This window comes from Polynucleobacter wuianus (assembly GCF_001659725.1).
GTDB classification, from domain to species: Bacteria; Pseudomonadota; Gammaproteobacteria; order Burkholderiales; family Burkholderiaceae; genus Polynucleobacter; species Polynucleobacter wuianus.
Genome location: NZ_CP015922.1, coordinates 734,295 through 747,969, shown reverse-complemented (window position 1 = coordinate 747,969; position 13,675 = coordinate 734,295). Strand labels below are relative to the sequence as shown.

Sequence of the window (13,675 nt, the reverse complement as noted above, 5' to 3'; positions counted from 1 at the left end):
CCATCAATCCTGAAAAGGATGCTGAAGCAGGATAGTCTCATCGCGCTCAGGGCCTGTAGAGACCATCGCAATCGGTTTACCAGCCACTTCTTCAATACGACGCAGGAAATTTTGCGCTTTTAGGGGTAACTTGTCCCACTCCCGAATCCCAAAAGTAGTGCCTTTCCAACCCGGGAAATCCTCATAAATAGGCTCACAGCGGGCTACTGACTCAGCGCCACGCGGCAATACGTCCAATTTCTTACCATCAAGCTTGTAGCCAACGCACAAGCGAATCGTTTCTAGACCATCAAGAACGTCTAATTTTGTAATACACAGGCCCGATAAACCATTAATTTGAATAGAGCGCTTTAATGCCGCCGCATCTAGCCAACCAGTGCGACGTGGACGGCCAGTAACAGAACCAAACTCCTTACCAACTTCAGCAAGACGCACACCAATGGGATCTTGTCTTGCTGGGTTGTCGTGGTCATATAGTTCGCTTGGGAATGGACCAGCACCAACACGAGTGCAATAAGCTTTAGTAATACCCAAGATGTATTGGAGTGAATCAGGGCCTACGCCAGAGCCAGCAGCAGCATTGCCCGCTACGCAGTTACTAGAAGTGACGTATGGGTAAGTGCCGTGATCGATATCGAGCAAAGTTCCTTGAGCACCTTCGAACAAGAGGTTCTGACCTGCTTGCTCAGCAGCATATAAGGCGCTGGAGACATCAACCACCATTGGCTTGAGACGCTCTGCATAAGACATCGCTTCAGCAAGTGTCTTCTCATAGTTCACGGGCTCTGCACCATAGTAGTTAGTGAGCATGAAGTTGTGATATTCCAAGTTCTCACGCAGTTGCGCTGCAAACTTCTCCGGGTAGAACAAATCCTGTACGCGCAATGCACGGCGTGCTACTTTATCTTCGTATGCTGGTCCGATACCACGGCCAGTTGTACCAATCTTTGCTTCGCCACGCTTCTTCTCGCGCGCATGATCGATTGCGACGTGATACGGCAGAATCAAAGTTGTTGCTTCGGAGATTTTCAAACGGGATTGAACATCTAAGCCAGCAGACTCAAGTTCGCCAATTTCTTTAAAGAGCGCCTCTGGTGATAACACTACGCCATTACCGATATAGCAGATCACATCTTTATGCATGATTCCTGATGGAATCAAACGCAAAATCGTTTTCTTATCGCCAATGATCAAAGTATGACCAGCATTATGACCACCCTGAAAGCGCACTACCGCTTGAGCATGATCCGTTAACCAATCAACTACCTTTCCTTTGCCTTCATCACCCCACTGGGTGCCAATGACGACTACATTACGACCTTGTGCTTGCTGCTTTGAAGACATAGTGAAATCCAAAAAGATAATTACAAAATAGGTTAAGTGTTTACTTCTTCTTTACTTCCCAAGAGTTGCCCTGCTTTACCAACTCTCGATCACATTCATATTCGGCTGCTTCTACATACTCGCCAGCGAGTACCTGAATCACCACTTCGCCACGAGTACGCAACTCAGTAATCACTTTTTCTAATGATGCATCCTGGACCCAAGGCGCCAAAATAGCGAGCTTACGAACATTTAAAGGTGACAGGCTAGCTAAAGTCAGCAAATCTAATGAGGAGCCAGTTGCTGGGCGTGAACGACCAAAAGCCTGACCTACTTGGTCATAGCGTCCACCTCTCGCAATCGGCTGTGGCAAGCCATCGACATAGGCAGCAAACATCACACCGCTGTGATATTGATAGCCACGTAGATCAGCCAAGTCAATGCTGAGTTCTAGTCCAGCATTCGCATTTACAGCAGTCACAATATGATCCAAGTCAGCTAAGGCTTGATCAATTGCAGCATGCTGAGGTAATACTTTCTTTGCCTTAACTAATACTTCAGCACAAGGGCCATTCAGTTCAGTTAAGGCCAGCAATGCATCAGCAACTTTGGCCGGAAAACAAGTAGACCACTGCTTTAAACGCGGGCGATCTTTGCTTTGCAATAGGCCATACAAAGATTCGATGGTTTCTTTATCTAGCCTTTGGTCAGCCAAAATACCCGTCAAGATGCCAGCGTGTGACAAATCCAGGTAAACCTTTTTGAGGCCTGCTAACTCCAAGGTCTTGAGCAATAAAGTAATGGCCTCAAAGTCAGCCTCCCAATTGGCACAGCCATAGATCTCTGCACCTAATTGCAATTGCTCACGTGATGAGCTACCAGCTGGTGTGCGCGCGTGTGCCACAGAGCCAGCATAGCAAAGACGAGTCACACCAGCACGATTCAGTAAGTGCGCATCAATACGAGCCACTTGAGGTGTAATGTCTGCACGCAAACCTAAGGTACGCCCTGATAACTGATCCACCAATTTGAAGGTTTGTAAATTGAGATCAGAACCCGTGCCGGTCAGTAATGAGTCTAAGAACTCTAAAATAGGAGGGGCAACAAGTTCATAGCCATAGGATTGATAGAGATCCAAAATGGCACGACGTAAAGTCTCCACCTTGCGAGCCTCAGCCGGCAATACGTCTGCAATATCTTCAGGAAGTAACCAACGATTCATGATTTGGATTATTTGCTTTCTTATTTTTTGTGCAGAAACTTGAAGAACTCACCATTAGGCTCAATCACCATCATGTCTTTCTTGTCCTTGAAAGAGCTACGGTAAGCCTCTAGGCTCTGGTAGAACTGAGCAAACTGGGGATCACGTCCAAATGCTTCAGCATAGAGCGCAGTAGCCTTCGCATCTCCTGCCCCCTTAATTTTTTGAGCATCACGATAGGCTTCTGCCAAAATCGTGTCGCGCTGACGTTCGGCATTGGCGCGAATCTTGTCAGACTCAGCAGCGCCAGTAGAACGTAATTCATTAGCTACACGCTTGCGCTCTGCTTCCATACGGCGATAAACGGAATCACTGATCTCTGCAAGTAAGTCAACGCGCTTTAGGCGTACGTCGACAATCTCCACGCCAATATCAGATGCGTCATCGGCCACTTTCTTGCGAATGCCTTGCATGACTTCTTCGCGCTGATCAGAAATTAACTCACGGACAGTGCGTTTGGTGAACTCTTCGTTTAACGCAGAGCGCACCAATTGCGTCAAGCGATCTTGCGCCAAGCGCTCATCACCTTTAAAGCTGATAAAGAATTTACGAGGATCTACAATACGCCACTTCACATAAGAATCCACCAAGAGATTCTTCTTCTCGGCAGTAATAAAGCGCTCTGCCTCTGGATTGTCGATTGTGAGAATGCGGCGATCAAAAAAACGTACGCTCTCAAATGGAGCTGGGTACTTAATCTGTAGGCCCGGCTTCTCAATCACGCGGACGATCTGCCCAAATGAGAAGACCACAGCAAACTTACGCTGATCCACCACAAAGATACTTGAAGAGAGCACATAAATGAGTGCAATAAATGCAATTGCTGCAACAATCAGGCGATTAGCGTTCATTAGCGTGAATCCCGATCGCGACTGCGCAAACCATCGCGCTTATCTATTGTTCTGTCATTAGCGCTACTTGGCCCTGCTGGTGTTGTAGGTGCAGGGCTAGTGCTTGGCGCAGGATTATTCACTCCAGTTGCGCCACCTACGGTAACTGAACCTGTTGGCGTCACAGTTAATGCTGCACTACCCGAATTGAGTTGAGCGCCAGCAGCTTGTGCACTCTCAGCACTCACTTGCGCAACGATCTTATCGAGAGGTAAATATAAGAGGCTATTGCTCTTGGTTGTATCCACCAAAATCTTGGTCACGTTGTTATACATTTCACGCATGGTGTCGATATACATCCGATCACGGGTGACTTGTGGTGCCTTGGCATATTCTGGCTGGATCTGCTTAAAGCGAGCGGCATCACCCTCTGCAGTAGCAACTACGCGGGCTTTGTAGCCCTCCGCTTCCTGAATTAAGCGAGCTGCAGTTCCCTTGGCGCGCGGAATGATGTCATTCGCATAGGCTTGACCTTCGCTCTTCAAGCGCTCTTGGTCCTGACCAGCTTTTACCGCATCATCAAACGCAGCTTGCACCTGTTCTGGTGGCTGTACGTTTTGCACTGTGACACTCGTGACATAGATGCCAGTCTTATAGCTATCTAAAATCTTCTGAATAGAATTTGCGAGATCAATACCAATCTTCTCGCGCCCCTCATACAGCACAGTATCCATCTTGCTACGAGCGACAATCTCGCGCACTGCTGTTTCAGCAGCCTGCACCACTGCCGCATCAGGATCACGATTATTAAATAAATAATCGGTTGGATCTTTTAAGCGGTACTGCACGGCAAAGCGCACATCAATAATGTTTTCATCTTCGGTCAACATCGAAGAGTCTTTTTGATTAGTCGCCTTAATCAATACAGGGCGACCTACTTCGACAGAGCGAACGCCAGATAGATTAACGGTCTCATCTGACTGAATCGGCCACGGCATACGCCAGTTAATACCAGGCTTAGCGGTGTAATCGTACTTACCAAAGGTCATTACAACTCCAGCTTGACCTTCTTGAATAATGAAAAAACCACTACACACCCAGATAAAGATAAAAATACCAACAGCAACTAATGGGCCACTCTTCGAACTAAATGGATTTGTGAAATTAAAGCTGGGTCCAGTAGGGCCACCACCGTTACCACCACCATTGCCACGCTGTGATGGTGGCGGAATATCGCTGCTGTTAGGTTTGTTTGCGGCAGGACCAGGATTGGCTCCTGGCTTTTTCTTGCCACCAAAGATACCGGCGATTCTGTCATTGAAATCACGCCACAGCTCATCCAAATCCGGTGGACCGTCTGGCTTATTGGTGGGTTGGTTTATTTGTGGGCTCTTAGGCTGACCCTGCTCCGGATCTACTTTTGGAGCTTGTTCATTCTCCTGCCCGTCTTTAGCATCTTTTGATCCATTATTGTGGCTATTGCCCCAACCTGGGTCATTGACCGAAAACAGGTCTAAAAATTTACGCATCATTCGCAAGGTAGCTTCGGTTAGGAATCGGATTAAATTCGGATGATTCTGGTCGTTCTGGTAAAGGGGCTAAAAACTCGTCCGGGGCCATTTGAGTCTTGGCACGGTTTTGTTCACTCCTCATTTTATCAGTCATTTGAGAGCATTCCGCCAAGGTTTGCCTCAGCAAATCAAGGCCTAAGCCCGTTTGGGCGGATAGGAAAACCTGGTTTGGGATGCCTTGCTGATCGCGCTCCAAAACAGCCCCACGGGTGAAGGTTTGGGGCATTAAATCGATCTTATTCATGACCTCAATCCGTGGGATGTCGTCAGCCCCGATTTCTACCAAAACGGCTTCGACTTCGGCCTTTTGCTCTCTAGCAACTGGGCTACAGGCATCGATCACATGCAAAATCAGGTCGGCATGGATGGTTTCATCCAAAGTGGCTCTGAAGGCCTCAACTAGCTGATGAGGTAACTCTCGAATAAATCCGACGGTATCAGAGACCACAATCGACCCCACCCCCTCTAAATGGACTCTTCTGGAGGTCGTATCCAAAGTTGCAAAGAGCTGGTCAGCAGCATAACTGCCAGCTTTGGTGAGCGCATTAAATAAAGTGGACTTACCTGCGTTGGTGTAACCCACCAAAGAAACGGAGAATACATCTTTGCGATTGCGAGCTCTTCTTTGCGTTCTTTGCTGACGCTGAAGTTTTTCTAATTCGTTTTCAAGGCGCTTGGCTTTGGTCGCCAACATCCGGCGATCCAACTCCATCTGGGTTTCACCAGGACCGCCACGCACACCAATACCACCGCGCTGACGTTCCAGGTGACTCCAAGCACGCACTAAGCGAGACATGCGATAGCGCACTTGCGCCAATTCCACTTGAGTTTTACCAATATGACTTTGCGCGCGCTGACTAAAGATGTCCAAGATCAAACCGGTTCGATCCATGACGTGGCGACCAATGTGACGTTCTAAGTTGCGTTGCTGTGTGGGCGATAAAGGGTGATTGAAGATAGCCAATTCAGCATCATGGTCTTCCATCACCCGCTTTAATTCATTTGCCTTTCCAGAACCAATGAATAGCGCTGGATCAGTTCTGCCTTTGCGAGCAATAACGCTAGCTGCGGGTATAGAACCAGCACTATCAGCCAAGAGACTAAGCTCGGCCATACTGTCTGCAAAATCTTCGCGCCCGGTATCAACCCCCACCAGGACAGCGCGTGCCGCATCTACTCCAGTTTTATACAGAGCTGCCTTCTTCTATGCGGAAATCAATCGCACGAGCAGGAACGATCGTGGAGATTGCATGTTTGTAAACCATCTGCGTTACGGTATTGCGAAGAAGCACAACATATTGATCAAAGGATTCAATATTGCCTTGCAACTTAATACCATTGACGAGATAGATCGAAACAGGAATGTGCTCTTTGCGCAATGCATTGAGAAATGGATCCTGTAGCAATTGGATTTTGTTGGTGTTGGTACTCATACTGCTCCTTACTTATTTTTTCTTAAGTTACTTTTTTGGGAGTCTTGCTTTTTCTTTTTACTCAATCAAACCTTTAAAACACGTATTTCCGAACCCTCTATATTGGGCTTAATTTCGTAAAAATCAAGCCCTAGCTAAAAACTAGCGCTTTTTACCCTTCTTGCCCTTATCAGCATCTACATAAGGGTTTTTGGCGGTATTCATCTGAATTCGCAAAGGCGTACCGCGTAATTTGAAGACATCCCTAAAGCGGCCTTCCAAATAGCGTTTATAACTATCCGTCACACCACTCAATGATGTTCCATGTATGACGACGATGGGAGGATTCATGCCCCCTTGGTGTGCATAACGTAATTTTGGACGACCCATACCAACCCGTTTGGGCTGCTGGTGTTCAATCGCTTCTTGCAAAATGCGAGTCAAACGTGGAGTTGGCAACTTTGCCATTGCTGCTGCGTAAGCAGCATCCACATCTTTAAAGAGTTCTTTTAAGCCTGTGCCCTTTTTTGCGGAAATAGGATGCACGTTTGCAAAATCCAAGAAACGCAGCTTTTGTGCAATCTCTAAACGGGCACGCTCTTTTACGTAAGCATCGATACCATCCCACTTGTTTACTGCAACAACAAGTGCGCGTCCTGCTTCAACAATAAATCCTGCGATGTGCGCGTCCTGCTCAGAGATGTCTTGCTGTGCATCGAGCATCAAAATGACCACGTTGCAATCGGCAATCGCTTGTAAAGTTTTTACAACGGAGAACTTTTCAATAGCTTCAAATACTTTGCCACGGCGACGCAAACCTGCTGTATCAACCAAGATGTAAGGCTTACCGTTGCGCTCAAAGGGAACTTCAATCGCATCACGTGTAGTGCCTGGCATATCAAACGCAATCACACGCTCTTCACCAATTAACTTATTGATCAGAGTTGATTTACCTACGTTTGGACGGCCCACTACGGCAATCTTCATAGGGCGATTCGGATCGTTCGCTAAATCTTCTTCGTCTGGCTCAGCAATACCAAGTGAATCTAGCGCATCATCAATCAAGCCACGAACACCATCACCGTGAGCAGAGGAAATCGGAAATGGCTCACCCAATCCCAACTCATGAAAGTCTGCAGTCACAACGCCAGCTTGCATACCCTCAGTTTTATTGACCGCCAAAATGACAGGTCTACCCGTCTTACGCAAGAAATCTGCAATGACGCGATCTTGTGGCGCCATACCAAGGCGGCCATCAACCAAGAAAATCACAATATCCGATTCAGCAACCGCTTGTTTGGTTTGCTTGGCCATCTCGGCAACAATGCCGGTCTTAGCAACAGGCTCAAATCCACCGGTATCTACACAGATGAAAGCGCGCTCACCAATACGGCCTTTGCCGTAGTGACGATCTCTGGTTAAACCAGAGAAGTCTGCTACCAAGGCATCACGTGAACGCGTTAAGCGATTAAAGAGTGTCGACTTTCCCACATTGGGACGGCCGACGATAGTGATGACTGGGTTCATTTTGGACTGTACGCCGCGATTTTTCCACCCTGAGATTGAATCAAGATGAGGCCGCCTATTGCAATTGGAGCGGCTGAGATTGGACTGCTGTCATGACGAATCCGCGCAACCAGCTCGCCATTCGCCTGTGAAAATGCATGTACATAACCTTGTGCATCACCCATGAGCAACACGCGACCAACAGCTAAAGGCTCACCGACGTCACGGAATGTGAGTTGGGTATTCTCCCAAACTTGGCTGCCATCTTTGGTAGCAAATGCAGTCACATAAGATTTTTCATTGGCTGAGAAAACTAAATCACGACTTTGCGCGGTACCGGTATAACTTGAGTAATCTTTAAACCACAACAAGGCGCCAGTGCGCGCTTGGCCACAGCCAATACGGCCTTGATAAGAAACCGCGCAGAGAATATCACCTTCCATACTTGGTTTGGCTGTTACGTCATTCAAACGCTCGATCTCAGAGAAGCCTTTTGGAAAGGAAACTGGCGTCTCCCAAACTAAGCCACCATTAGCAATCGCAATCATCCCAAAGCGACCACCCGCAAATCCAGTCACGATGACTTCGTTATTGATTGGCAACATGCCATAACCAACCCGCAATGACAAAGCAGATTGTTGGCGCTGATAAATCCACTTACGCGCGCCAGTTCGTGCATCTAAACCAATGAAGCGGTTATCGAGTGCACGAATAACCACAATACCGCCAGCCACTACTGGCTCACTTAATACTTCAGAGCCAACATTAACATTCCAAAGGGGCTTACCAGCATCATCATAAGCATAGACATTGCCTTTAATGCTGATAGCAACCGTCACACGACCATCAGATCCAGGGCCGATTGCTAAGCGCTCAGGAACAGATACTTCCCAAACTTTATTGCCTGATACCAAATCAATTTTAGCTAAGTTCCCACGATGGGATGCCGCATAGACTGCATCACCAGCCACTACCGGATGAAAGTTAAAGGTCTCGGATGAGCCAACACTGGTTGACCAAACAGGCTGCAAATCAAATTGATTGGTGACGGTGACAAGCTCTGCTGGCTTACGTACGCGTGAGTTGCCTGAGCAAGCCACCAAAGCAAAAGCGGCTACACCAAGAATCAGGGTTCTACTGGCAAGCTTTACTATGCGTTTTGTTGAGATCATCACTGAGCAATACCTCCAACTGCATCTAATTTGACCTTCAGGAGGCGACGTGCCTCTTCCGGAAATTCTTTCGCTTGATCTAATTTCTTCCAAGCATCTTGATAACTGACTTTTGCTTCCGCATTTTTCTTCTGCGCCAAATACCAATCGCCACGGCGCTCAAGCCACAAAGCTTCAAAACCAGCAACCGGCTTATCTTTCAGAATTTGATCCGCTTCTGCAAAATCTTTTTCACTGCCTTGCTCGATTAATTGAGATACCAAGCGCATCTTGGCTAAAGCAAGGTAACCATCATTAGAAGCATTCTTAGTAGCCCAACGTAAATAATCCAAGGCTTTCGCACTATCGCCTGCATCTGCAGCAATACGAGCAGCAATCAAACTGGACATTGGCGCATATGGTGTACGAGCAAAGTCTTTTTGCAAATCATCAGCAGCACGGAAGGTCTGATCCTTATCCCCCTTAGCGATGGCGCTCACCATTGTTTCGTAGAGCTTAGAAGCATCCAAAGCTTGGCTATTGCGCCACCATTGATAACCGCTATAGGCAGCGTATGCAAACAAGGCAACTGTCACAACGCCAGTGATAAGGTTGCGATACTTTTGCCAAAACGCTTTGAGTTGGTCTAACTGTTCTTGTTCTTCTAGATCTAAAGGCATGTCAATCCAAGCTAATTAATTAATGTTTATGCGTACCGATATTCGGCACCGGCAACTCTATAACTCTTATTCTATTCGGAGGCGCCTACTAGAGCGTCAATTACAGCTTCCAGCACACCCTCTAAGGGAATAGACTGCTGCTCACCCGTGCCCCGAAGATCTTTGAGCCCTGCCTCATTTTTAGCCAATTCATCTGGTCCGATGATGACTGCAAAGGCTGCGCCACTGGCATCCGCTTTCTTCATTTGAGACTTAAAGCTGGCTGATTGGCCATCTGGAGGGCAAAAAAGAATGGTATCGATACCGGCGTTACGCAAGCGCTCAGCAATAATCATGGCCGTAGTTAATGTTTCGCCACCTTGATGTAATACATAGATATCACATTGGGCTTGCGCTTCTGGCAAGGACCCAGAAACCTTCATCAACTCTAGAACACGTTCCATACCCATTGCCCAACCACAAGCAGGCGCCGCTTTACCACCCATATGCTCAATCAATGGATCGTAACGACCACCACCAGCGATTGTGCCCTGCGCACCAAGTTCATCAGTGATCCATTCGAACACCGTAAGGTTGTAGTAATCCAAGCCACGCACTAAACGCGGATTGATTTTGCAAGGGATATTGTTCGCTTTAAGAATTGCTTGCACGGCATTGAAGTGCTTCAGTGATTCTTCGCCCAAGAAATCAAATAGCTTTGGCGCGCCTTCAATCAGAGCCTGCATCTCTGGATTTTTAGAATCCAAAATACGCAATGGATTAGTTAACAAGCGGCGCTGTGAATCTTCATCTAACTGCGATTGATTTTTCTCAAAGTAAGTCACTAAAGCGGCACGGTGCTGTGCACGCTCATTGGCTTGACCTAAAGAATTAATCTCCAGACGCACACCCTTTAAGCCAAGCTCATCCCAAAGGCGTTGACCCATGAGAATAATTTCAGCATCAATATCTGGGCCTGCAAAGCCTAAAGCTTCAATACCAAATTGGTGGAACTGACGATAGCGACCCCGTTGTGGGCGCTCATGGCGGAACATTGGGCCGGTGTACCAAAGACGCTTGGGTCCTTCGTACAACAAATTGTTTTCAATGACTGAGCGCACGAGCGCTGCAGTACCTTCAGGACGCAAAGTAAGTTGCTCACCGTTCAAGCGATCCTCGAAGGAATACATTTCTTTTTCAACGATGTCGGTTACTTCGCCAATCCCCCGCTGAAATACGGCTGTCGCTTCAACGATGGGAGTTCTTAAAAACTCGTAACCATATGCACGAGTTAAATCGCGCAAGACATGCTCAAGATGCGCCCACTGCGCAGCATCGGCTGGCAACAAATCATTCATGCCGCGCACGCCGTTAATTTTCTGCGTCTTTTGCATTTTTTGGACTTTGTCTTTGCTCTGGTCAGTCATTTTTTATTGTTCTTTTACTTATTTGCTTAATTAAATCTTGGCGGCGTAGTTTTGTTTGACATAGTCATCTACGATCACCTGAAACTCTTGGGCAATATTTTCGCCGCGCAATGTCTTTACTTTAACGCCATCGACAAACACGGGAGCAGCTGGAGTTTCGCCAGTGCCTGGCAAAGAAATGCCGATATTGGCATGCTTGCTCTCGCCCGGGCCATTAACGATACAACCCATCACTGCCACATTCATATTCTCTACACCTGGGTGGGTTTTCTTCCAAATAGGCATTTGCTGGCGTAAATAGGACTGAATATTGGCAGCGAGCTCTTGGAAAGTCGTACTAGTCGTTCTGCCACAACCAGGACATGCAATCACCATCGGTGTGAAGTTACGCAATCCCATGGTTTGCAAAATCTCTTGGGCAACAATGACTTCGTTTTCACGAGGCGCACCTGGATCAGGCGTCAATGAAACGCGAATGGTGTCGCCAATACCCTCTTGCAACAAAATACCCATTGCCGCAGTAGAAGACACAATGCCTTTGCTTCCCATACCTGCTTCGGTTAAACCCAAATGCAAAGGATAATCAGAGCGACGGGAAAGATCACGATAGACTGCAACTAAGTCTTGAACATTGCTCACTTTGCAAGAGAGCAAAATTTGATTCGGGTTCATGCCCAGCTCAACCGCTTTTTCTGCAGACTGCAAGGCAGACTGAATGAGCGCTTCAATCATCACTTCTTGCGCAGTCTTCGGATTTTCAAGTGCAGCATTGCTATCCATAATCGATGCTAAGAGCTCTTGATCTAAGCTGCCCCAGTTCACACCAATACGAATCGGCTTGTCGTATTTGCAGGCCGCTTCAATCATTTGCGCAAACTGTGGGTCACGCTTGGCGCCCTTACCCACATTACCTGGATTGATGCGGTACTTCGAGAGTGCTTTAGCGCACTCTGGGTAATCGTTTAATAAGGTATGGCCGTTGTAATGAAAGTCACCAATCAATGGCACCAAGACATCCATCTTGTCTAACTGCTCACGAATATAAGGTACAGCTGCTGCAGCTTCTGGAGTGTTCACCGTAATGCGCACCATCTCTGATCCAGCGCGCGCTAATTCTTTTACTTGAATCGCAGTACCAACAGCATCTGCAGTATCAGTATTGGTCATGGACTGCACGCGCACAGGCGCATCACCACCCACAGTAATGATGTTGGTTTTCCAGGCAACGGTTGCTTGACGTGTTGCACGCTTAGGAGATGGTCCTAAGGGTAATGGCGGTAGTGAATTATTAGAGCTCATGGGGTTCTAATTAATTTAACTTTTTGAGCCACTCAATGGGGCGCTCATTTGACTGAGTATCAGACTCAACTTCTTCAATCTCAATCTCTGCTTTATGCACAGCACGCTCGCGCACTCGAGTACGGTCCACCACATCACCCGCTAGCTGACCGCAGGCTGCAGCGATATCGTCACCACGAGTCTTACGCACTGTAGCGACCATGCCGGCATCCAAGAGAATGCTAGCAAAGGCGTTCACACGCTGGGCTGATGAGCGCTTGAGACCAGATTCTGGGAATGGATTGAAAGGAATCAAATTAATTTTGCATTTGATGTTCTTGAGTAAACGTACTAATTCTTTTGCTTGAATATCGGAATCATTAACACCATCGAGCATGCAATATTCAAAGGTCAAAAAGTCTCTTGGCGCAAATGGCAAATAACGCTCACATGCATCGAGTAATTCACGTAAAGGATATTTTTGATTCAGTGGCACCAATTGATCACGCAAGGTATCGTTTGGTGCATGCAATGACACTGCCAATGCTACTGGGCAATCTTGCGCAAGACGATCAATCATCGGCACAACACCAGAGGTTGATACAGTCACGCGACGACGGGATAAGCCATAGGCTCTGTCATCAAGCATTAAACGCAATGCAGAAACCACGTTGTCATAGTTGAGCAAAGGTTCGCCCATGCCCATCATCACCACATTTGAAATCACACGACCAGTGTACTCCCAGCCTGGGGTTGGAAATTTTTCAATTCTGCGGACCGCATCTGGGTCGTTACGCAAAAGATGTTCTGCAAACCAGAGTTGTCCGATGATTTCACCGGAAGTCAGATTGCGAGAGAAGCCTTGATGCCCTGTTGAGCAAAAACGGCAATTGACTGCACAACCCGCTTGAGAAGAGATGCATAAAGTACCTCTGTCATCCTCAGGAATAAAGACAGACTCAACTGCATTGCCAGCCCCCACGTCCAATAGCCACTTGCGTGTGCCGTCATGGGCGTGTTCATCTTTAATAACAGGAAGAGAGAGTACTTCTGCTTTATCAAGCAATGTGGCTCGAAAGCTTTTTGCCAAATCACTCATGTCATTAATGTCAGACACGCCGCGTTGGTGTATCCACTGCATGAGTTGCTTTGCCCTAAAGGGCTTTTCATTCAACCCCGCGACATACGCCGCCATTTGGTCAGCGTCAAAATCTAAGAGATTTACGCGCGGGGAGGTCAATGCGCCTACTTATCAAT

General features: G+C 47.3%; 12 protein-coding genes. All 12 read right to left on the bottom strand.

Annotated features, from left to right (window positions below; translation table 11 throughout):
- Positions 1 to 3 precede the first annotated feature (3 nt).
- A complete protein-coding gene (locus A8O14_RS03985) occupies positions 4 to 1,344 on the bottom strand; it encodes an adenylosuccinate synthase (RefSeq protein WP_068948342.1) in 1,341 nt (446 codons plus the stop codon).
- A 40-nt stretch (positions 1,345 to 1,384) separates the two neighbouring features.
- A complete protein-coding gene (locus A8O14_RS03980; RefSeq protein ID WP_068948341.1) occupies positions 1,385 to 2,545 on the bottom strand; it encodes an ATP phosphoribosyltransferase regulatory subunit in 1,161 nt (386 codons plus the stop codon).
- 20 nt (positions 2,546 to 2,565) lie between these two features.
- Complete coding sequence (gene hflC, locus A8O14_RS03975) at positions 2,566 to 3,435, bottom strand: protease modulator HflC (RefSeq protein ID WP_068948340.1); 870 nt, start codon at positions 3,433 to 3,435, stop codon at positions 2,566 to 2,568.
- Entirely contained in the window at positions 3,435 to 4,946 is a 1,512-nt protein-coding gene (hflK, locus tag A8O14_RS03970) for an FtsH protease activity modulator HflK (protein WP_068948339.1), read from the bottom strand. The genes hflC and hflK overlap by 1 nt, the downstream gene beginning before the upstream one ends.
- Positions 4,936 to 6,177, bottom strand: a complete 1,242-nt coding sequence (gene hflX / locus A8O14_RS03965) for a GTPase HflX (RefSeq protein ID WP_255531366.1) — start codon at positions 6,175 to 6,177, stop codon at positions 4,936 to 4,938. Before hflX ends, hflK begins: the two co-directional genes overlap by 11 nt.
- Positions 6,170 to 6,418, bottom strand: a complete 249-nt coding sequence (gene hfq, locus A8O14_RS03960) for an RNA chaperone Hfq (RefSeq protein WP_068948337.1) — start codon at positions 6,416 to 6,418, stop codon at positions 6,170 to 6,172. Before hfq ends, hflX begins: the two co-directional genes overlap by 8 nt.
- A gap of 141 nt (positions 6,419 to 6,559) precedes the next feature.
- The gene (der, locus tag A8O14_RS03955) at positions 6,560 to 7,924 is read right to left on the bottom strand and encodes a ribosome biogenesis GTPase Der (RefSeq protein WP_068948335.1); all 1,365 of its coding nucleotides are present in this window, start codon (positions 7,922 to 7,924) and stop codon (positions 6,560 to 6,562) included.
- Positions 7,921 to 9,075 (bottom strand): outer membrane protein assembly factor BamB, encoded by a 1,155-nt coding sequence (gene bamB / locus A8O14_RS03950; RefSeq protein ID WP_068948334.1) that lies wholly within the window; start codon positions 9,073 to 9,075, stop codon positions 7,921 to 7,923. Before bamB ends, der begins: the two co-directional genes overlap by 4 nt.
- Positions 9,075 to 9,734: a YfgM family protein gene (locus tag A8O14_RS03945; RefSeq protein WP_068948332.1), complete on the bottom strand. Its 660-nt coding sequence runs from the start codon at positions 9,732 to 9,734 to the stop codon at positions 9,075 to 9,077. The genes bamB and A8O14_RS03945 overlap by 1 nt, the downstream gene beginning before the upstream one ends.
- Positions 9,735 to 9,805: 71 nt before the next feature.
- Positions 9,806 to 11,140, bottom strand: coding sequence for a histidine--tRNA ligase (hisS, locus tag A8O14_RS03940; protein WP_068948330.1), 1,335 nt, complete (start codon positions 11,138 to 11,140; stop codon positions 9,806 to 9,808).
- A 30-nt stretch (positions 11,141 to 11,170) separates the two neighbouring features.
- On the bottom strand, positions 11,171 to 12,439 hold the full coding sequence (gene ispG, locus A8O14_RS03935; protein WP_068948328.1) for a flavodoxin-dependent (E)-4-hydroxy-3-methylbut-2-enyl-diphosphate synthase: 1,269 nt from the start codon (positions 12,437 to 12,439) through the stop codon (positions 11,171 to 11,173).
- A gap of 10 nt (positions 12,440 to 12,449) precedes the next feature.
- A complete protein-coding gene (rlmN, locus tag A8O14_RS03930; protein WP_071608667.1) occupies positions 12,450 to 13,658 on the bottom strand; it encodes a 23S rRNA (adenine(2503)-C(2))-methyltransferase RlmN in 1,209 nt (402 codons plus the stop codon).
- Positions 13,659 to 13,675: the final 17 nt, after the last annotated feature.

Bases quoted from the DNA above. Each gene is read 5' to 3' on its own strand.
- A8O14_RS03985 (WP_068948342.1), bottom strand. From the start codon at position 1,344: ATGTCTTCAAAGCAGCAAGCACAAGGTCGTAATGTAGTCGTCATTGGC.
- A8O14_RS03980 (WP_068948341.1), bottom strand. From the start codon at position 2,545: ATGAATCGTTGGTTACTTCCTGAAGATATTGCAGACGTATTGCCGGCT.
- hflC (WP_068948340.1), bottom strand. From the start codon at position 3,435: ATGAACGCTAATCGCCTGATTGTTGCAGCAATTGCATTTATTGCACTC.
- hflK (WP_068948339.1), bottom strand. From the start codon at position 4,946: ATGATGCGTAAATTTTTAGACCTGTTTTCGGTCAATGACCCAGGTTGG.
- hfq (WP_068948337.1), bottom strand. From the start codon at position 6,418: ATGAGTACCAACACCAACAAAATCCAATTGCTACAGGATCCATTTCTC.
- der (WP_068948335.1), bottom strand. From the start codon at position 7,924: ATGAACCCAGTCATCACTATCGTCGGCCGTCCCAATGTGGGAAAGTCG.
- bamB (WP_068948334.1), bottom strand. From the start codon at position 9,075: ATGATCTCAACAAAACGCATAGTAAAGCTTGCCAGTAGAACCCTGATT.
- A8O14_RS03945 (WP_068948332.1), bottom strand. From the start codon at position 9,734: ATGCCTTTAGATCTAGAAGAACAAGAACAGTTAGACCAACTCAAAGCG.
- hisS (WP_068948330.1), bottom strand. From the start codon at position 11,140: ATGACTGACCAGAGCAAAGACAAAGTCCAAAAAATGCAAAAGACGCAG.
- ispG (WP_068948328.1), bottom strand. From the start codon at position 12,439: ATGAGCTCTAATAATTCACTACCGCCATTACCCTTAGGACCATCTCCT.